This is a genomic window from Serratia sp. MF1(2023), from assembly GCF_030954545.1.
Taxonomy (GTDB): domain Bacteria; phylum Pseudomonadota; class Gammaproteobacteria; order Enterobacterales; family Enterobacteriaceae; genus Serratia; species Serratia sarumanii.
In genome coordinates this window covers 39,568-59,304 of sequence record NZ_JAVHUX010000044.1, presented here as the reverse complement: position 1 = coordinate 59,304, position 19,737 = coordinate 39,568, and the positions used below count along the sequence as shown (strand labels likewise).

The window sequence follows — 19,737 nt, the reverse complement described above, 5'->3', positions numbered from 1 at the left end:
CAGTTATTCCTCGGCTCCGGCGTGAGCAGCATGTTCACCCATGTCCATACCTTGGCTCATGTCCATGCCTTCGTGCGCGCCAGCGCCCTTGTGCATATCCATGTCGCCCATGAATTTGGCAATTGTTTCTTTGAACAAATTCGGTTTGACAGCGGCAAAGTACTCAACCGGGTTGTTTTCACTCGGCTCTGCCAGTTTGTTAAAGTCGTCGGTGGTGTTCAGGTTTTTAGACGATGCCTTCACCTTGGCTACCCACTGATCGAAGTCGCCTTCGGTCGGGGTAACGATCGCGGTGAATTTCATGCCGGAGAAGCCTGCGCCGCTGTAGCTGCTGGAGATGCCCTTGTAGGCACCGGCTTCGTTGCCGATCAGGTGCAGTTTGGTCTGCATGCCGGCCATCGCATAAATCTGTCCACCCAACTGCGGGATAAAGAACGAGTTCATTACCGAGTTAGAGGTGATCTTGAATTCGACTGGAACATCTTTCGGGAAAGCCAGCTCATTAACGGTCGCAATGCCTTGTTCCGGGTAGATGAACAGCCATTTCCAGTCGAGCGACACTACTTCGATCGTCATCGGCTTCTTGTCGGTGACAATCGGCTTGAACGGGTCGAGTTCGTGGGTGGTCTTCCAGGTAATGGTGCCAAGGATGGCGATGATAATGATAGGAATGGTCCAGACGACCGCTTCGATCTTGTTGGAGTGGGCCCAGTTCGGACTGTACTTGGCGTCTTTGTTGGAAGCGCGATACTTCCAGGCAAAGGCGAACGCCATGAAGATAACTGGCACCACCACGATCAACATCAACGCGATTGCAGTGATAATCAGTGTCCGTTGCTCAACACCAATTGCTCCTTTGGGATTCATCAAAACCATATCGCAACCACTGAGCAATACAGTGGCTGCGATTAATGACAGCATCCCAATACTTTTATTGTATTTCTTAAGTCTCATCTAACGACCTCAATAACAAAGGCTCAATTGTCGTTTCATGTGTGCGGGCATTTTACGGGAAGGTTGCAGTACTGTAAACATGCTTAAGGGAGTGTCAGCGGCTTGTTGACACTTTCTGTTAAGGGGGTCACAGATGTAACCCTGCGTGACAATTTACTAATGACAACAACGCGTTGGCACGCTGAATCGTGACGAGCAGCCCGTATGTTAAGGAAAACTAAAGGTATGATGAATTTGGCGAAGAAATGCGCGGCAGGGAAATACGAAGAAAAGGTTTATTTAATGTAAAATAATTGTGTCTTAAAGGTGAATTTAATTTTATTTCCGAGCGCGGCAGTCGGATAAAAAAATAATTTTCGCGCCGATTATCTTTTTTTACCGAAATAAATATACCCCCGGATCGCTTTTTTTTCGGCCGGCGAAATCGCCGGCCGGTCAGATTATGCCAAACGGGTGCGGCGAAGGGCGAGGTAATCCAGCGCGCTGCCCATCGCGACGCCGAGCAGGCTCAGCGCGGCGCCGATCTGCAGCAGCCGATCGGCCAGCAGCGGTGCCTGCGTCCAGTCCAGCGCATTGGCGATCAGCAACAGCAACCACAGGCCCAACAGCGAACAGCCTAGCGTCAGCAGGCGCAGCGCCCAACGGTAAGATTCTGAAAACTCGGTGCGCGGCATGAAGTCGCCATGCTGCTGGGTGTGCTCCAGCGTCTGACGGCAGATGCCGAGCAGCAGCAAGCCGGGCAGGGCGGCGGCGATAGAGAACAGGTAGAACAACGGCCAGCCGTGGGCTTCGACGAACCAGCCGGCGATCGGGCCGACATAGACGCGCCCCACGGCGGACAGCGCCGAAAGCAGCGCGAACTGGGTGGCGGAGAACGAACGGTTGCACAGCGTCATCAGCAGCGCCACGAAGGCCGCGGTGCCCATGCCGCCACACAGGTTTTCGAGGAAGATGGCGCTGCCCATGGTGAGCAGGCTCTTGTCGGTCACCGCCAGGATCCAATACCCGAGGTTGGAGACCGCCTGCAGGACGCCGAACAGCATCAGCGCGCGGAACAGGCTGAGACGCTGCATCAGCACACCGCCGAACAGGGCGCCGACGATGGTGGCGAACAGGCCGAGGGTTTTGTTGACCAGCCCGACTTCACCGGCGTCGAACCCCACACCGCGGATCAGGAAGGTGGTGCTGAGGCTGCCGGCGAAGGCGTCGCCCATTTTGTACATCACGATCAGCAGCAGGATCAGCCAGGCGTTGTTGCGGCCGAAGAAATCGCGCAGCGGTGCGACGACCGCCTGTTCCATGGTGCGCGGCGCCGGGATGCTTTCGTCCGGCTCCGGCGCCAGCAGCGTGGCGGCCACGCCGATCAGCATCAATCCGGCCATCAGCCAGTAGGTGGCTTGCCAGCCGAAATAGCGATCCGCCAGCCACAGCGCCAGGCCGCCGGAAACCAGCATCGCCAGCCGGTAACCCAGCACCGAGATCGCCGCGCCCGCCCCGCGCTCTTCGGCTTTCAGCAGATCGGTCTTGTAGGCGTCGAACACGATATCTTGCGAGGCGGAGCAGAACGCCACCAGCACCGCCAACGCCGCCAGCCACCACAGGTGCTGCGCGGGCTGCATAAAGCCCATCGCCACGATCGCCGCCACCAGCAGCAGCTGGCTGACCAGCAGCCAACCGCGCCGCCGCCCGAGGAACGGTGGGGTATAGCGGTCCATGAACGGCGACCAGAGGAATTTGAATACGTAGGCCTGGCCCACCAGCGAGAAGATGCCGATGATTTTCAGATCGATATTTTCGACGGTCATCCAGGCTTGCAGCGTGCCGGAGGTCAATGCCAGCGGCAGACCCGACGCGAAGCCCAGCAGCAGCAGAATGGCGGAGTTACGCTGGGTGAAAATGTTCAGATAGTGTTTCGACATGAGTTCCCTGTCTGCGCCGCCCGATCCGCCGGGCGGCACAAGGCGCGGCGATTAGCGCGCGTTTTGCTTGATGAAATCGTTGACGCTGGTGTCCTGGGCCATATCGGCGATCACGTCGCCCAGCACGGAGTTGACGGCGTCGGTGATCTTCTCGTTGGTGGCCGTGAAGGCGCCCTGCACGTTATAGGTCGAGCGGTAATTCTTCACCTGCTTGTTGCCGTTCTTCGCCTGGGTGATGATCGAGATGTCGGCTTTGGTGGTGATGTTGTAGCGCAAGTTGCCTTCGGAGACGTCCGCGTACAGATTATTGACGACGATTTGCAGCGCCACCGGGCCGTCGGCGCCGATCATGTAGCCGCGTGCGCCCATCTGTTTCTCCAGCACTTCCTGCAGCAGGAAACGCAGATCGCGCGATGGCGTCAGCGTGACCAGCTGGCCGTCGCGGTTCACCTTGGCCAGCGCCTGATCGGTGCGCTGATCCGCGCCGTTGATGCTGACGGTGATGCCCTGCAGGGTAGGATCCTGCTGCGGCAGAACGATTTTCGGCGTGACGTTCAAGGTGTTGCTGCTGGTCGCGCAGCCGGCCAGCAGCAGGGCGGCCAGCAAAGGAAGACAAAGTTTCTTTAACATGTTTTCTGTCTCATTCTCGATGGATTTAGCAATAATCAGAGCGGGATAGCCGACAACAAATTGCCGACATCATAGCATCGCCGCCGTGCGGTGGAAGCGCGGAAGGCGCCTGAGTGACAAATTTTTACCTGCCGTTGATAAAAACACGCTTTTTTGGCCCGCTCAATCGGATAATCCCCCAAGCGGCGGGGATGACGCTCATCATTTGACCGCATAAAAGAGAAATTTGTCCCGGCGATGGTCTAAACGGGGGGAAACCGGCTAATATTGAACTAGATGGGCACGGTCCTCTGCCGGTGTTGTAAGGAGATCCTATGATTCGCGAGCAAATAGAAGCAAAGTTAAGGGCGGCGTTTGAGCCCGCGTATCTGGAAGTCGTTGATGAAAGCTATCGTCATAACGTTCCGGCGGGCTCAGAAAGCCATTTCAAAGTGGTATTGGTCAGCGATCGCTTCGTCGGCGAACGTTTTTTGACGCGCCACCGCTCCATCTACGGCGTGCTGTCGGAGGAGCTGGCGGACGGCGTACACGCGCTGGCGCTGCACACCTACACGCTCAAAGAGTGGGAAGGGTTGCAGGATACCGTGCCGGCCTCGCCGCCGTGTCGCGGCGCCGGGACGCTGGCCTGAGGGGGAAATTTTCAGGTATCAGTGGAACTTTGCCCTTGAATTAGGGTATTACTACTGACGAATTTTGAAACGGCCTGCGGGCCGTTTCTGTTTTTGACGACGACACGGCCGATGCGCAATGTGGCCAACGTTCGGGCTGTTTTGGCGGCCTTTTGGCGATCGAATCGGCAAAAGTGTGAGTTTTAGCGCGCCTGCGCCGCCTAGCTTTCCTCGACTCGCCATGCATGCGCCGCTATAATGTCGCGTCTTATTTTTCCGGAATGGTTTCGGGACGCTTCTGTCATCAGGGAACTCGGTTCTTATTTGTAGCCGTCCTGGTTCTTGGAACGGAGTTGACCGAGCACTGTGATTTTTTTGAGGTAACAAGATGCAAGTTTCAGTAGAAACCACTCAAGGCCTTGGGCGCCGTCTCTCTATTACTGTACCGGCTGATACTATCAAGCAGGCGGTGAAGAAAGAGCTGATCAACGCAGCGAAAAGCGTGCGTATCGACGGCTTCCGCAAAGGCAAAGTGCCGATGAACATCGTGGAACAGCGTTACGGCGCCTCTGTTCGTCAGGACGTGCTGGGCGAAGCGATGCAGCGCAGCTTCGTTGACGCGATCATCAAAGAAAAGATTAATCCGGCCGGCGCACCAAACTACGTGCCGGGCGAGTACAAAGAAGGTGAAGACTTCACCTTCGCCGTTGAATTCGAAGTGTATCCAGAAGTTGAGCTGAAAGGCCTGGAAAACATCGAAGTTGAAAAACCTGTGGTTGAAGTGAACGACGAAGACGTCGACGCGATGCTGGATACCCTGCGCAAGCAGCAGGCGACCTGGAAAGAAACCGATCGCGCAGCGGAAGCTGAAGATCGCGTGACCGTTGACTTCACCGGTTCTATCGACGGTGAAGAGTTCGAAGGCGGCAAAGCGTCCGACTTCGTACTGGCAATGGGCCAGGGCCGCATGATCCCAGGCTTCGAAGAAGGCCTGGTCGGTCACAAAGCGGGCGAAGAGTTCTCCATCGACGTGAACTTCCCGGAAGATTACCACGCGGAAAACCTGAAGGGCAAAGCGGCCAAATTCGCTATCGTGCTGAAGAAAGTTGAAGAGCGCGAACTGCCGGAGCTGACCGAAGAGTTCATCAAGCGTTTCGGCGTGGCGGACGGTTCCGTTGCCGGCCTGCGCACCGAAGTTCGCAAGAACATGGAGCGCGAGCTGAAAGGCGCCGTGCGTAACCGCATCAAGTCTCAGGCGATCGACGGCCTGGTGAGCGCGAACGAAATCGACGTGCCAGCTGCCCTGATCGACGGCGAAATCGACGTACTGCGTCGTCAGGCTGCACAGCGTTTCGGCGGCAACGAGAAGCAAGCGCTGGAACTGCCACGCGAGCTGTTCGAAGAGCAAGCGAAACGCCGCGTAGTGGTTGGCCTGCTGCTGGGCGAAGTGATCAGCACCAACGACCTGAAAGCTGACGAAGACCGCGTGAAGACGCTGATCGAAGAAATGGCTTCTGCCTACGAAGATCCGAGCGAAGTCATCGAGTTCTACAGCAAAAACAAAGAGCTGATGAACAACATGCGCAACGTGGCTCTGGAAGAGCAAGCGGTTGAAGCCCTGCTGGCAAAAGCGAAAGTGACTGAAAAAGCCACTACCTTCAGCGAGCTGATGAACCAGACTCAACAGGCGTAATGCCGGCGTGCCGGGCGCCATGAACGGCGCCCCCGGTTTCGCCTGGCGAACCGGCGCACGATGAAAAAGCCCGCAACCTCAGGTTGCGGGCTTTTCTTTTTGCCACGTTGCTGATTAATCTCAGGTTAAGTGGGGCAATATGCACTATATTTACCCTGTTGCCTGGGGAACTGGCTGGCATGATAACGGTCAGATTAACGGCATCGTTTTCGGCGCGCGGAGAAAATCGGCCTCTGGGCTTGAAATCGCGCCGGGATCCCCCAATCTGTAAAGAATAATTCTGGGGCTGTTTGCCAAAGTGCGCGGGATGAAATAACCGTCGGGTACGTGCGGCGCGGGTCGAATGCTTGAGCATAGTCATCATGGCCGTTCTCAAGTAGAATCGGCGTATTAGGGTGACACCCTGGCCGCCAAGGCAATTTCTATTAGGAGACGGTAATGTCATACAGTGGCGAACGAGATCAATTTGCACCGAACATGGCGCTGGTGCCGATGGTGGTAGAGCAGACTTCACGCGGGGAGCGTTCTTACGACATCTATTCCCGCCTGCTGAAAGAGCGCATCATTTTCCTGACCGGCCAGGTGGAAGATCACATGGCCAACCTGATCGTGGCGCAAATGCTGTTCCTCGAAGCGGAAAGCCCGGAAAAAGACATTTTCCTCTACATCAACTCGCCGGGCGGGGTGATCACCGCGGGCATGTCGATTTACGACACCATGAAGTTCATCAAGCCGGACGTCAGCACCATCTGTATGGGGCAGGCGTGCTCGATGGGCTCCTTCCTGCTGACCGCGGGCGCCAAAGGCAAACGTTTCTGTCTGCCGAACTCGCGCGTGATGATTCACCAGCCGCTGGGCGGCTACCAGGGCCAGGCGACGGACATCGAAATCCACGCGCGCGAAATCCTCAAGGTGAAAGCGCGCATGAACGAACTGATGGCCGAGCATACCGGCCAGCCGCTGGAGCAGATCGAGCGCGACACCGAGCGCGATCGCTTTATGACCGCGGAAGAAGCCGTGGAATACGGCCTGGTTGACGGCATTCTGACACACCGCAGCTAGAACCACGCGGCGCCGATGGACTATAGTAATCAGAGTGGGCAGGGGCTCGCTCTGCTATGGCCACTCGGCGTTCCCGATATGAGTTTGGGCGCACTGCCGCCGTGATTTTCCTGCGGGACAAGACTAAAGAAGAGGTTTGACTGATGACAGATAAGCGCAAAGACGGTTCAGGAAAGCTGCTGTACTGCTCTTTTTGCGGCAAAAGCCAGCATGAAGTGCGTAAGCTGATTGCCGGGCCGTCAGTGTATATCTGCGATGAATGTGTCGATCTGTGTAACGACATTATTCGCGAAGAGATTAAAGAAGTTGCCCCGCATCGTGAGCGCAGTGCGCTGCCGACGCCGCACGAGATCCGCCACCACCTGGATGACTACGTCATTGGCCAGGAGCAGGCGAAGAAAGTGCTGGCGGTTGCGGTGTACAACCACTACAAACGCCTGCGCAACGGCGATACCAGCAACGGTATCGAGTTGGGCAAGAGCAACATCTTGCTGATCGGCCCGACCGGCAGCGGCAAAACCCTGCTGGCGGAAACGCTGGCGCGCTTCCTGGACGTGCCGTTCACCATGGCCGACGCCACCACGCTGACCGAAGCCGGTTACGTGGGCGAGGACGTGGAAAATATTATCCAGAAGCTGTTGCAAAAATGTGACTATGACGTGCAGAAAGCGCAGCGCGGCATCGTTTATATCGATGAAATCGATAAGATTTCCCGCAAGTCCGACAACCCGTCGATCACGCGTGACGTCTCCGGTGAGGGCGTGCAGCAGGCGCTGCTGAAGCTGATTGAAGGCACCATCGCCGCGGTTCCGCCGCAGGGTGGGCGCAAGCATCCGCAACAGGAGTTCCTGCAGGTCGATACCTCCAAGATCCTGTTTATCTGCGGCGGCGCATTCGCCGGCCTGGATAAGGTGATCGGCCAGCGCGTCAACACCGGCTCCGGCATCGGCTTCGGCGCGACCGTCAAGGGCGAGTCCGAGAAGGCGACCGAAGGCGAACTGCTGCTGCAGGCCGAACCGGAAGACCTGATCAAGTTCGGCCTGATCCCTGAGTTCATCGGCCGTCTGCCGGTGGTGGCGACCCTGAGCGAGCTGAGCGAAGACGCGCTGATTCAGATCCTGAAAGAGCCGAAGAACGCCCTGACCAAGCAGTATCAGGCGCTGTTCAACCTGGAAGGCGTGGAGCTGGAGTTCCGCGACGAAGCGTTGAACGCCATCGCCAAGAAAGCCATGGCGCGCAAGACCGGCGCCCGCGGCCTGCGTTCCATCGTGGAAGGCGCGCTGCTCGACACCATGTACGATCTGCCGTCGATGGACAGCGTAGACAAAGTGGTGATCGACGAGTCGGTCATCGCCGGCCAATCCAAACCGCTGCTGATTTACGGCAAGCCGGAAGCTCAGGCGTCTGGCGAATAATTAGCCAGTCAAACCAGGGCGTTATCAGCAAAATGGGGGATTTTATCCCCCATTTCTTTTTCCTGCATTCTTGCCGTTGAATGTAAGAGATTCATCCCCATATACTCGTTAACCAGATTTTATGAAACGTTAGATGCTTGCGTCTCATGAGATTCCCCCTCAACCTGGCGGAAATTAAACTAAGAGAGAGCTCTATGAACCCTGAGCGTTCCGAACGCATTGAAATCCCCGTTCTGCCATTGCGCGACGTGGTGGTTTATCCGCACATGGTGATCCCGTTATTTGTTGGCCGGGAAAAATCGATTCGGTGCCTCGAAGCCGCAATGGATCACGATAAGAAGATCATGCTGGTGGCACAGAAAGAGGCCTCAACGGATGAACCTGGCATTAACGACTTGTTCTCGGTTGGCACCGTAGCGTCGATCCTGCAGATGCTGAAGCTGCCGGACGGCACGGTAAAAGTGCTGGTCGAGGGGCTGCAGCGCGCGCGCATCACCACGCTGTCCGACAGCGGTGAGCATTTCGCCGCGCAGGCGGAATACCTTGAGTCGCCGTCGATCGACGAGCGCGAGCAGGAAGTGCTGGTGCGCACCGCGATCAATCAGTTTGAAGGCTATATCAAGCTGAACAAAAAAATCCCGCCGGAGGTGCTGACTTCACTGAACAGCATCGACGACGCCGCGCGCCTGGCGGACACCATCGCCGCCCACATGCCGCTGAAACTCAGCGACAAGCAGTCAGTGCTCGAGATGTCCGACATCACCGAGCGCCTGGAATACCTGATGGCGATGATGGAATCGGAGATCGATCTGCTGCAGGTCGAGAAACGCATCCGCAACCGCGTCAAGAAGCAGATGGAGAAGAGCCAGCGCGAGTACTATCTGAATGAGCAGATGAAGGCGATTCAGAAAGAACTGGGCGAGATGGACGACGCGCCGGACGAGCACGAAGCGCTGAAGCGCAAGATCGATGCGGCGAAAATGCCGAAAGAGGCGCGCGAGAAAACCGAAGCGGAACTGCAAAAGCTGAAGATGATGTCGCCGATGTCGGCGGAAGCGACCGTGGTGCGCGGCTACATCGACTGGATGCTGCAGGTGCCGTGGAATGCGCGCAGCAAGGTGAAAAAAGACCTGAACAAGGCGCAGGAAGTGCTCGATACCGATCACTACGGTCTGGAGCGCGTCAAGGATCGCATTCTCGAGTACCTCGCGGTGCAGAGCCGCGTCAGCAAAATCAAGGGGCCGATCCTGTGTCTGGTGGGGCCGCCGGGCGTGGGTAAAACCTCGCTGGGGCAGTCGATCGCCAAAGCGACCGGCCGCCAGTACGTGCGCATGGCGCTGGGCGGCGTGCGTGACGAAGCGGAAATCCGCGGCCACCGTCGTACCTACATCGGTTCGATGCCGGGCAAACTGATCCAGAAGATGGCCAAGGTCGGGGTGAAGAACCCGCTGTTCCTGCTGGATGAGATCGACAAGATGTCTTCCGACATGCGCGGCGATCCGGCCTCCGCTCTGCTGGAGGTGCTGGATCCGGAACAGAACGTGGCGTTCAACGACCACTACCTGGAAGTGGATTACGATCTGTCCGACGTGATGTTCGTCGCCACCTCGAACTCGATGAACATTCCTGCGCCGCTGCTGGACCGTATGGAAGTGATCCGCCTGTCGGGTTACACCGAGGACGAGAAGCTCAACATCGCCAAGCAGCACCTGCTGCCGAAGCAGCTTGAGCGCAACGCGCTGAAAAAAGGCGAGCTGACGGTCGACGACAGCGCCATCATCGGCATCATTCGCTTCTACACCCGCGAAGCCGGGGTGCGCAGCCTGGAGCGTGAAATCTCCAAGCTGTGCCGTAAAGCGGTGAAAACGCTGCTGATGGACAAGAAGCTCAAGCATCTCGAGATCAACGGCGACAACCTGAAGGATTACCTGGGCGTGCAGCGCGTCGATTACGGCCGTGCGGATACCGAAAACCGCGTGGGCGAAGTCACCGGGCTGGCGTGGACGGAAGTGGGCGGCGATCTGCTGACCATCGAAACCGCCTGCGTGCCGGGCAAAGGCAAGCTGACCTACACCGGTTCCCTGGGTGAAGTGATGCAGGAATCGATTCAGGCGGCGCTGACCGTGGTGCGCGCGCGCGCGGAGAAATTGGGCATCAACGCCGATTTCTACGAGAAACGCGACATCCACGTGCACGTGCCGGAAGGGGCGACGCCGAAAGACGGCCCGAGCGCCGGTATCGCGATGTGCACCGCGCTGGTCTCCTGCCTGACCGGCAACCCGGTACGCGCCGATGTGGCGATGACCGGCGAGATCACGCTGCGCGGCCAGGTGTTGCCGATTGGCGGCCTGAAAGAGAAGCTGTTGGCGGCGCATCGCGGCGGTATCAAAACCGTGCTGATCCCTTACGAGAACAAGCGCGATCTGGAAGAGATTCCGGACAATGTTATCGCCGATCTGGAGATTCATCCGGTGCAGCGAATCGATGAAGTTTTGAACATTGCGTTGCAAAACCCGGCCTTCGGCGCACTGCCGGTAGCGGCAAAATAGTGACGAATCGCAAAAACCATTGATAAAACTTATACTGGCAAGCCATTTCGGACTTGCCAGTATTTTTTTGTACCGCTAAGTTAGATCTCTGTCGGCCCGCGTTTTGCCACCCAGTCGGTGGCTTGCCAAGGTTCGATGGGATTGATATAACAGCTGCGCTGTCGCAACCGTAGGGATTTTTCGGTGCGACGATAGAATTCTAGAGGGGATGATAGAGTGAATAAGTCACAACTGATCGACAAGATTGCCGCAGGTGCTGATATTTCCAAAGCGGCAGCGGGACGTGCTTTAGACGCAGTAATCGCTTCCGTTACCGACTCTCTGAAAGCAGGGGATGACGTGGCTCTGGTAGGTTTCGGTTCCTTCACCGTGCGTGAACGTTCGGCTCGTACCGGCCGCAACCCGCAGACCGGTAAAGAGATCAAAATCGCGGCAGCCAAAGTACCGGCCTTCCGTGCAGGGAAAGCGCTGAAAGACGCTGTAAACTGATTTAGCGTCTAACCGTTTAGCGTAACAGGGTTTTGTAATAAACAATCACCTGACGCAGCGGTGCTGGTAAGGTAAGATACAAGGCGCATCGGACTGATGCGCTTTTTTTATTTTTGTCGCAGGGAACGCGCCTGCACAAGGGTTGTTAATCCACATCACAGCGGAGTGTTGTCACACTATGATGGACAATTTACGCGCGGCTGCTAATCACGTCGTGCTCAAAATCATCCTGGCCCTGATCATCCTGTCATTCGTTCTGACCGGGGTGGGTAACTACCTGATCGGCGGCTCCGGCGATTATGCTGCGAAAGTAAATGGTCAGACGATCGAGCGCGCTCAGCTGGAACAGGCTTTCCAAAGCGAGCGTAGCCGCATGCAGCAGCAGCTGGGTGACCAGTTCTCCGCGCTGGCCGGCAACGAAGGCTATATGCAGCAGATGCGCCGTCAGGTGTTGTCCCAGTTGATCGACAACATGCTGCTCGACCAGTACGCCAAGAAGCTGGGCCTGGCGGTCAGCGACGATCAGATCAAGGACGCCATCCGCAAGGCGCCTTACTTCCAGACCAACGGCCAGTTCGATAACGCCAAATACCTCGACCTGATCGGCCGCATGGGCTACACCGCCGACAACTTCGCGCAGTCGATGCGCCAGCAGTTGGTCAATCAGCAGGTGATCCAGGCCTTCGGCGATTCCGGCTTCGTGCTGCCGTCCGAATCGCAAGCCATGGCGGCGTTGGTGCTGCAGGAGCGCGACGTGCGCCTGGCGACCATCGATTTGAAAGCGCTGCAGGCGAAACAGAGCGCCGGCGACGACGAACTGAAGGCGTATTACGATCAGAACAAGAACAGCTTCATCGCACCTGAGCAGGTGAAGGTGAGCTATATCCCGCTGGACGCTGCGTCCATGCAGGACAAGGTGAAAGTGAGTGAAGAAGACATCAGCGCTTACTACGACCAGCACAAGAGCAGCTATGGCCAGCCGGAGCGTAAAAACTACAGCGTGATCCAGCTGAAAACCGAGGCGGAAGCCAACGCGGCGCTGGACGAGCTGAAGAAGGGCGCCGATTTCGCCACGCTGGCGAAAGAGAAATCCACCGATATCATCTCACGCCGCACCGGCGGCGAGCTGGGTTGGCTGGAGCCGGAAACCACCGCCGACGAGCTGAAGCAGGCTAACCTGACCGAGAAAGGGCAGCTGTCCGGCGTGGTGAAGTCTTCCGTCGGCTACCTGATCGTGCGTTTGAACGATATCGAACCTGAGAAAGTGAAGCCGCTGAGCGAAGTGCATGACGCCATCGCCAAGCAGGTGCAGCAGGAGAAAGCGGTAGACGCGTATTACGCGCTGCAGCAAAAGGTGAGCGAAGCGGCGACCAGCGACAACGAATCTCTGGCCTCGGCTGAAGAAGCGGCCGGCGTGAAAGCGGCGCAAAGCGACTGGTTCACCCGTGACAACATTCCTGCCGCGCTGAACTTCAAGCCGGTCGTGCAGGCGATCTTCGACGGCTCGCTGATCGGCGAGAACGGCGCGCCGGGCAGCAACTCCGACGTGATCACCGTAGACGGCGACCGCGCCTTCGTGGTGCGCGTGAGCGGCCACAAGCCGGAAGGCATCGAACCGTTCGACCAGGTGAAAGACCGCGTGGCGGAACTGGTGAAGCGCAACAAGGCGCTGCAGGCAGCGAAGCTGCAGGGCGAGAAGCTGCTGGTTGAGCTGAAGCAGGGCAAGGGCGACGAGGCGATGAAAGCCGCCGGCCTGAGCTTTGGCGCCGTGCAGAAGATGGCGCGCGCGCCGGAAGACAGCCAGCTGGTAGAGAGCGTGTTCGCGCTGCCGCACCCGCAGGACGGTAAACCGGTATACGGCATGTCGCAGGATCGTCAGGACAACGTGGTGCTGATCGCGCTCGATGCGGTGAAGCCAGGCACGTTGCCGGAAGACGAAATGAAAACCTTCGTTGGCAAGATGGAAGAGGGCGCGACCGGCGTCTCCTTCGATTCGCTGCTGGCGAGCCTGCGTAAAGAAGCCGAGATCAAAATGGGCGCCGCTGAGCAACAGCCTCAGTAATCGCCGCATTTTTCTGCAACGCAGTGCAACAAACAAAGGCCGCTTTCGCGGCCTTTTCCACATCTGATATCCGCCGATTGCTGAATATCCGCCGCCGCGGCAAGGTAGCCGTGCTGTCACACACAAGGAGGATACAGCATGCAACATTCAGAGAAAAAAGCGTTTTTCGGTTACCGTCGTCACGTTAACGCCGCGCTGACCGCGCTGTTGTTATGCCTGGCGGGGCCGGCCGCCGCGGTGAATAAAGCCGAGGCGCCGGCCCCCATGCTCTCAACGCCGGCGAGCAATGGCGGGCAACAGACGATGACCAGGGTGGCCAAAGAAACGGCGGTCAGCATCAATCAGGCTACCGCCGAACAGCTGGCCGCCGCCTTGAGCGGCGTCGGCCTGAAGAAGGCGGAAGGCATCGTGCGCTACCGCGAGCAGAATGGGCCATTCACCCAGGTTGAGCAGTTGCAGGAGGTGCCGGGCATCGGGCCGGCGCTGTTTGAGAAGAACCGCGCCCGGCTGAAAATGTGATCCCGGTCGCGGCTGCGTGGCAAAATGCCGCTGAGGCCGAAACTCCTCTGCTACATTTTACAGGTCTTACCAGTTTGGCGCGTTGACCAAACGGGCGAGGGAGCCAGCGCGGCTCCCTCTTTCTGTAATCACCAGGCAGGAGCGATCGTTCCCTATGCAAACCTTTATCAAAGTTCGCGGTTATCATCTTGATGTTTACCAGCACGTTAACAATGCTCGCTATCTGGAGTTTCTGGAAGAGGCGCGTTGGGAGTGGCTGGAGAACGAGGCCGGGTTCCGCTGGATGACGGAAAACAACATCGCTTTCATCGTGGTGAACATCAATATCAATTACCGCAGCCCGGCGGTATTGGGGGATAAGCTGCGTATCGACAGCCAGATGGTGCAGCTCAACGGCAAGAGCGGCGTGCTGAGCCAAAAGGTGACGCAGGATCCGGCGGGGACGCCGGTGGCCGACGCGCTGCTGACTTTCGTGTGCGTCGATCTGAAAACGCAGCGTGCGCTGCCGCTCGAGGGGGAACTGCGTGCGCATCTGGAGGCGCTTGTGCCGCAGGAAAACTCACGGTAAACAGGGGGAGAACGGGCGGCAGAAGCTGCCGCCGTCACTGCCTCAGGCCAGACCGGCCTTTTGTTTCAACGCGGCCATCACTTCCGCCTGATTGGCGCGATACTGCGTCAGGCCATTGGCGCGCAGGTTGCAGGCGGCGCACTCGCCGCAGCCGTCACCCTTGATGCCGTTGTAGCAGGTCAGCGTATCCTGGCGCACGCGATCCAGCTGGTGGTAATAGTCCGCCAGCGCCCAGGTCTCGGCCTTGTTCAGCCACATCAGCGGCGTTTCGAAGCGGATATCGCGGGCGATGCCCAGCGTCACCGCCTTGTTCAACGCTTTAACGAACTCGTCGCGGCAATCGGGGTAGCCGGAGAAATCGGTTTCACACACGCCGGTGATCACCGCTTCCGCTTCCACCTGGTAGGCGTAGATCGCCGCCAGCGTCAGGAACAGGATGTTGCGGCCCGGCACGAAGGTGCTCGGCAGCGCATTTTTCTGATTGGGGTCGTAGGCGGGAACCGGGATATTGTCGCGCGTCAGGCTGCTGACGGCCAGCTCGTTGAGCAGCGTTACGTCCAGCACCTTGTGCGCCTTGGCGCCGAGGGCCACCGACAGCTCCTGAGCCACTTCAATCTCGGCGCGATGGCGCTGGCCGTAATCGAACGTGACGCAGTGAACTTCGTCATACTGTTGCAATGCCTGGATCAAGCAGGTCGTGGAGTCTTGTCCACCGCTGAAAACGACAACCGCGCGCTTCATAAAATCACCTTTTTGGGCTTTGGCCTCTCCCGATACACATTCGGGCGGCAGGATAAAATTGCGTTGCGGCGACAATAGTAGCAGAAAGGGCCGCCAGGCGCAGGGCGGTTCGGCTCAGGCCGGGGCGTCGTCCACCGGCGGCGGCAGCCACGCCTGGCAAAAATCGAACCAGCCGTGAGCGGTCAGCGTGACGCCATGCATGCGCGGCGGCGCGCTGATCTGATACTGGTAGTGAAACAGCGGCGTGATGATGGCGGCGGCCATCAGCCGTTGATAATAAGCCTGCAGTTGTGCGAAGCGCGGTTGCTGCGCCTGCAGCTGCTGGATCTGCCGCAGCGTGTCCTGTTGCTGTTGCCAGCGGCTTTCCGTCAGGATGCCGCGCCACAGCGTATCCTGCCGCAGCCAGCTCTCCAGCGTCGCCTCCGGCGCTTCGCCGATCAGGTTGTCCGCCAGCAGCAGGTCGGCCTGGGCGATCTGTTCCTCGCTTTGCCAGCGCTTGCCGGCGTAGTAGCGCACTTCCAGCTCGCAGCCGTGCTGCGCGAGCAGCCGCTGTAGCGCGGCCGTCACCGTTTCCAGCTCGACCGGCGGCCGATACAGCAGCGTCAGCCGGGCGGGCAGGGCGACGTCCTCTTCGACCTGTTGGCGGGGGATGCGCCAGCCGGGCAGCATTTCATGGCTGGGGGTGATCACGCTGTTGGGGATCGGCAGATGGCTCAGCAGGCCGGACTGCTGGATCAGCATCAGCAGTTTTTGCCCCTGGGCTTCGCTCAGCACGCCGTGGCGCAGGTTCAGCGCCAAATAACACCAGCCCAGGCTCATGCTGCGCTGCACCGGCCGGGCCTGCGCCAAATCGTCTTGTTGACCGATGGTGATGCGCACCGGGTGCTGGCAGCTGGTGTAGGGGGCGGCGGTGGGCAGATCGGGGGTGATCCAGTATTCGATGGTGTCCAGATACGGATGCTGCAGGTGGTAACCGGCGTGCTGTTCCAGCCGCACCAACTGCGGTTCATTCAGCGTCAGCTTGAACGGGCCGGCGCCGATGGCCGGCAGCTCCGGGTGGGTCATCAGGCAAGGCAGTTCCGCCAGCCGGTGGGCCAGCCAGTAATCCGGCAGATGCAGATCGAACTGAACGCACAGCGGATGCGGCAGGCTGATGCGCGCGACGTTGGCCAGGCTCGGTTGGCTGCGCGGGTGGTGTTGCAGTTTTTCCAGCGTTTGCAGCAGTTGGTGGCCGGTCAACGGTTCGCCGTTGTGCCAGCGCAGCTGGCTGCGCAGAAAGAAGCGCCAGCGCAGGCCGCGATCGCTAATCTGCCAATGGTGCGCCAGATCGGGCTGCGGTTCCGGGTTACCGGTCATCAGGCGCGTCAGCCCGGCGTGAAGGGTCGACACCAGGTGTTGCTCGGCGCGGCCGGTCAGCGTGAGCGGGTCGAGCGCTTCCAGCGTGCGGTAATAGGGAATGCGCAGCGTCGGGCTGCCGGCCTGCCATTGCCCGCCGAGGTGCGGGCTGAGCAGATCCTGCAGGTGCTGCGGATCGAGCTGCGCCATCTCCAGCGCCCCCTGATGGTTGCCCTGCTGCAGCAGCTGTTGCAGCAACTGAGCGCGTAGCTCATCCGGGGTTTTCAGGCAGTGCAGGCGGGCGCGTTTGCCGCGGCCGGGCTGCGAATGCCAGCTCAGCCAGCCCTGATCCTGCAGCTGTTGCACCAGCGTGCGGGCGTGCCGCTCGCTGCAGTAGAACATCGCCGCCAGCTCGCCGATGGTCACGGCGACCGGCGCGCTGCCGAGCTGATGGTACAGGCGTTGATATTGGCTGAGGCGGTGAACCAGGCGCATGGGCAGAAATCCGGAACGGTTTTCTCAAATTGTTCACTATTACTTCCGTAAATGCCATCCCATACTGCATTGATTGCAATCGCGTTCACATTCAAGAGGTCTTTATGTATCGCCTGGCAGCTTTCGATATGGACGGCACGCTGTTGATGCCGGATCACCGGGTTGGCCCGGAAACGCTGGCGGTGCTGAACCAGCTGGTGGAACGGGAGATGGTGGTGACGTTCGCCACCGGGCGGCACTACCTCGACGCGCAGCCGATCATGGCGCAGCTGGGGCTGCAGGGCTACCTGATCACCGGCAACGGCACGCGGGTGTATGACAACCGCGGCCAACAGCTGCACGCCACCGATCTGCCGGCGGCGGTCGCCGAGGAGGTTTTGCATCATCATTGGCGCACCCGCGCCAGCATGCACGTGTTCCGCGACGAAGGCTGGCTGACCGAGTTTCCCGTGCCGGAAGAGATGCTGCGGGCGCACCACCTGAGCGGCTTTCGTTTTCAGCTGGCCGACGTGCGCCGCCTGCCGGCGTGCGGCAACAGCAAGGTGTGCTTTGTCGCGCCGCACGAGGAGCTGCTGGCGTTGCAGGTGCAGCTGCGGGCGCAGCTGGGTGACGAGGCAGACCTGTGCTTTTCCGCCTACGACTGCCTGGAGGTGCTGCCGCTCGGTTGCAATAAGGGCACGGCGCTGGACCGGCTGAGCCGCCATCTGGGGCTGACGATGGCCGACTGCATGGCGTTCGGCGACGCGATGAACGACAAAGAGATGCTGGGGGCGGTGGGGCACGGCGTGGTGATGGGCAACGCCCTGCCGCAGCTGAAATCCCTGCTGCCGCAGCTACCGGTTATCGGCCATTGCCAGCAGCAGGCGGTGGCCCACTATTTACAACATTGGCTGCGTTCACCTTGCCTCACCTATTCCCCCGAAGAATGAGGTTCTCCTTACAGCCGGCCGGGTATGACTACCCGGCTTTTTTTTATCCGCAGCCTGGCGTTACAAATCCGCCAACTGCGCCAGATACGGCTGCAGATCGCCGATGTTATTGCTGACCCATTCCGGGTTGTAATAGGTATCCAGATAACGCTCGCCGCTGTCGCACAGCAGGGTGACGATCGACCCTTGCTCGCCGTTTTCCCGCATCTGTTTCGCCAATTGCAGCGCCCCCCAGACGTTGGTGCCGGTGGAAGCGCCAACCTTGCGGCCGAGCACGCCTTCCAGCCAGTGAATGGTGGCGACGCTGGCGGCATCCGGCACCCGCAGCATGTTGTCGACCACCGACGGGATGAACGACGGCTCGGCGCGCGGGCGGCCGATGCCTTCGATGCGGCTGCTGCAGCTGCCGATCAGGGTGCGATCGCCGTGATGGAAGCAGTCATAGAACACCGAGTTTTCCGGATCGACCACCGTCAATTGGGTGTCGTGCCCCTGATAGCGGATGTAGCGCCCCAGCGTGGCGGAGGTGCCGCCGGTGCCGGCGCTCATCACGATGTGTTTCGGCACCGGGAAGGGTTCGCGCGCCATCTGGCGGAAGATGCTGTCGGCGATGTTGTTGTTGCCGCGCCAGTCGGTGGCGCGCTCGGCGTAGGTGAACTGATCCATATAGTGGCCGTTCAGCTCTTTCGCCAGCTGTTCGGAGGCGGCGTAGATCTGGGCGGCGTGATCGACGAAGTGACAGCGGCCGCCGTAAAAGGCGATCTGTTCCACCTTGCGGCGCGCGGTGCAGGACGGCATCACCGCGATGAACGGCAGGCCGATCAGACGGGCGAAGTAGGCTTCGGACACCGCGGTGCTGCCGGAAGAGGCCTCGATGATGGTGGTGTTTTCGGTGATCCAGCCGTTGCACAGGCCATAAAGGAACAGCGAGCGCGCCAGACGGTGTTTCAGGCTACCGGTCGGGTGGGTGCTCTCATCTTTCAGATACAGGCAGATGCCGGGAAACGCCGGCAGGTTCAGGCGGATCAGGTGCGTATCGGCGGAGCGCTGAAAATCCGCTTCTATTTCACCGATAGCATATTTTACCCAAGAGTTTGTCATGATTTGGCCTCAGAATAGGGGGCTGGTTTATGGCGTAGCATAGCCTGTCGGCAGGAAAAAAGGATTGCCATTTTCCCTGTTTAATCGCCTAATGGGAGAAAATTTTTCTCCTGGTAGCCGCTATGTTAGATAAAACAGACCGTAAGCTGCTGTGCATGCTGCAGCAAGATTGCACCCAGTCGCTGCAGGCGCTGGCCGATGCGGTCAATTTGACCTCGACGCCGTGCTGGAAACGGCTGAAGCGCCTGGAAGACGAGGGCTATATCCGCGGCCGGGTGGCGCTGCTGGATAACGAAAAGCTCGGCCTGGGGCTGACGGCGTTTGTGCTGATCAAGACTCAGCAGCACAGCAGCGAGTGGTATCAGGCGTTTGTGCAGTTGACCAGCCAGATGCCCGAGGTGCTGGCGTTCTACCGCATGGCTGGGGAGTACGATTACCTGATGCAGGTCGAAGTGGCGGACATGAAAAGCTACGACGGCTTTTATAAGCGCCTGGTGAACGGCGTACCGGGCCTCATCGACGTCACCTCGAGCTTTGCCATGGAAAAAATCAAATACACCACTGCATTGCCGGTGCCGGAGTGAAAAGTTCACCGGACGGGCGGCTCAACGGTGGTATCCTGCTCCGCTGAAGCAGAAAAAGAGACAAATCCCATAAAATCCTGGAAT

The 19,737-nt window shown here is 59.0% G+C and carries 17 protein-coding genes; 11 read left to right on the top strand and 6 right to left on the bottom strand.

The genetic code is table 11. From position 1 onward, the window contains the following. Positions 1 to 3: 3 nt before the first annotated feature. From cyoA to REA38_RS21065, 3 genes are all read right to left on the bottom strand, one after another. Positions 4 to 954 carry a cytochrome o ubiquinol oxidase subunit II gene (gene cyoA, locus REA38_RS21075; protein WP_025301763.1) on the bottom strand — a complete coding sequence of 317 codons (951 nt, stop codon included), beginning with the start codon at positions 952 to 954 and terminating at the stop codon, positions 4 to 6. A gap of 440 nt (positions 955 to 1,394) precedes the next feature. Next, positions 1,395 to 2,873 carry a muropeptide MFS transporter AmpG gene (gene ampG / locus REA38_RS21070; RefSeq protein WP_308886569.1) on the bottom strand — a complete coding sequence of 493 codons (1,479 nt, stop codon included), beginning with the start codon at positions 2,871 to 2,873 and terminating at the stop codon, positions 1,395 to 1,397. Between the two features lie 51 nt (positions 2,874 to 2,924). Further along, complete coding sequence (locus REA38_RS21065) at positions 2,925 to 3,503, bottom strand: lipoprotein (protein WP_308886568.1); 579 nt, start codon at positions 3,501 to 3,503, stop codon at positions 2,925 to 2,927. 314 nt (positions 3,504 to 3,817) lie between these two features. Here REA38_RS21065 and bolA point away from each other — a divergent pair, with 314 nt between their 5' ends. The 9 genes from bolA (at position 3,818) to REA38_RS21020 (ending at position 14,468) form a co-directional block, all read left to right on the top strand. Continuing rightward, complete coding sequence (gene bolA / locus REA38_RS21060; protein ID WP_004940361.1) at positions 3,818 to 4,132, top strand: transcriptional regulator BolA; 315 nt, start codon at positions 3,818 to 3,820, stop codon at positions 4,130 to 4,132. Between the two features lie 367 nt (positions 4,133 to 4,499). Then, on the top strand, positions 4,500 to 5,804 hold the full coding sequence (gene tig / locus REA38_RS21055) for a trigger factor (protein WP_004940358.1): 1,305 nt from the start codon (positions 4,500 to 4,502) through the stop codon (positions 5,802 to 5,804). 438 nt (positions 5,805 to 6,242) lie between these two features. Then, a complete protein-coding gene (gene clpP, locus REA38_RS21050) occupies positions 6,243 to 6,866 on the top strand; it encodes an ATP-dependent Clp endopeptidase proteolytic subunit ClpP (RefSeq protein ID WP_016928858.1) in 624 nt (207 codons plus the stop codon). Between the two features lie 143 nt (positions 6,867 to 7,009). Further along, complete coding sequence (gene clpX, locus REA38_RS21045) at positions 7,010 to 8,281, top strand: ATP-dependent protease ATP-binding subunit ClpX (RefSeq protein ID WP_004940354.1); 1,272 nt, start codon at positions 7,010 to 7,012, stop codon at positions 8,279 to 8,281. 194 nt (positions 8,282 to 8,475) lie between these two features. After that, positions 8,476 to 10,830, top strand: coding sequence for an endopeptidase La (gene lon, locus REA38_RS21040; protein WP_033653263.1), 2,355 nt, complete (start codon positions 8,476 to 8,478; stop codon positions 10,828 to 10,830). Positions 10,831 to 11,046: 216 nt separating this feature from the next. Continuing rightward, complete coding sequence (gene hupB / locus REA38_RS21035; RefSeq protein WP_004940351.1) at positions 11,047 to 11,319, top strand: nucleoid-associated protein HU-beta; 273 nt, start codon at positions 11,047 to 11,049, stop codon at positions 11,317 to 11,319. Positions 11,320 to 11,497: 178 nt separating this feature from the next. Further along, positions 11,498 to 13,381 (top strand): peptidylprolyl isomerase, encoded by a 1,884-nt coding sequence (gene ppiD, locus REA38_RS21030; RefSeq protein ID WP_033637316.1) that lies wholly within the window; start codon positions 11,498 to 11,500, stop codon positions 13,379 to 13,381. Positions 13,382 to 13,519: 138 nt separating this feature from the next. Beyond that, a complete protein-coding gene (locus tag REA38_RS21025; RefSeq protein ID WP_101427840.1) occupies positions 13,520 to 13,900 on the top strand; it encodes a helix-hairpin-helix domain-containing protein in 381 nt (126 codons plus the stop codon). 154 nt (positions 13,901 to 14,054) lie between these two features. Beyond that, positions 14,055 to 14,468, top strand: a complete 414-nt coding sequence (locus tag REA38_RS21020) for a thioesterase family protein (protein WP_033637318.1) — start codon at positions 14,055 to 14,057, stop codon at positions 14,466 to 14,468. Between the two features lie 42 nt (positions 14,469 to 14,510). Here the strand turns inward: REA38_RS21020 and queC are convergent, their stop codons facing one another. Continuing rightward, entirely contained in the window at positions 14,511 to 15,209 is a 699-nt protein-coding gene (queC, locus tag REA38_RS21015) for a 7-cyano-7-deazaguanine synthase QueC (RefSeq protein WP_004940343.1), read from the bottom strand. Positions 15,210 to 15,323: 114 nt separating this feature from the next. Beyond that, complete coding sequence (locus tag REA38_RS21010; RefSeq protein WP_039566991.1) at positions 15,324 to 17,039, bottom strand: SgrR family transcriptional regulator; 1,716 nt, start codon at positions 17,037 to 17,039, stop codon at positions 15,324 to 15,326. 104 nt (positions 17,040 to 17,143) lie between these two features. Between REA38_RS21010 and cof the strand changes: the two genes are divergently transcribed. After that, on the top strand, positions 17,144 to 17,968 hold the full coding sequence (cof, locus tag REA38_RS21005; RefSeq protein ID WP_049213809.1) for an HMP-PP phosphatase: 825 nt from the start codon (positions 17,144 to 17,146) through the stop codon (positions 17,966 to 17,968). 60 nt (positions 17,969 to 18,028) lie between these two features. On the opposite strand, the gene REA38_RS21000 is transcribed toward cof, so the two are convergent. Beyond that, positions 18,029 to 19,069 carry a PLP-dependent cysteine synthase family protein gene (locus tag REA38_RS21000; protein ID WP_101427841.1) on the bottom strand — a complete coding sequence of 347 codons (1,041 nt, stop codon included), beginning with the start codon at positions 19,067 to 19,069 and terminating at the stop codon, positions 18,029 to 18,031. 122 nt (positions 19,070 to 19,191) lie between these two features. Here REA38_RS21000 and REA38_RS20995 point away from each other — a divergent pair, with 122 nt between their 5' ends. Further along, positions 19,192 to 19,653 carry an Lrp/AsnC family transcriptional regulator gene (locus REA38_RS20995; RefSeq protein WP_004940330.1) on the top strand — a complete coding sequence of 154 codons (462 nt, stop codon included), beginning with the start codon at positions 19,192 to 19,194 and terminating at the stop codon, positions 19,651 to 19,653. Positions 19,654 to 19,737 lie beyond the last annotated feature (84 nt).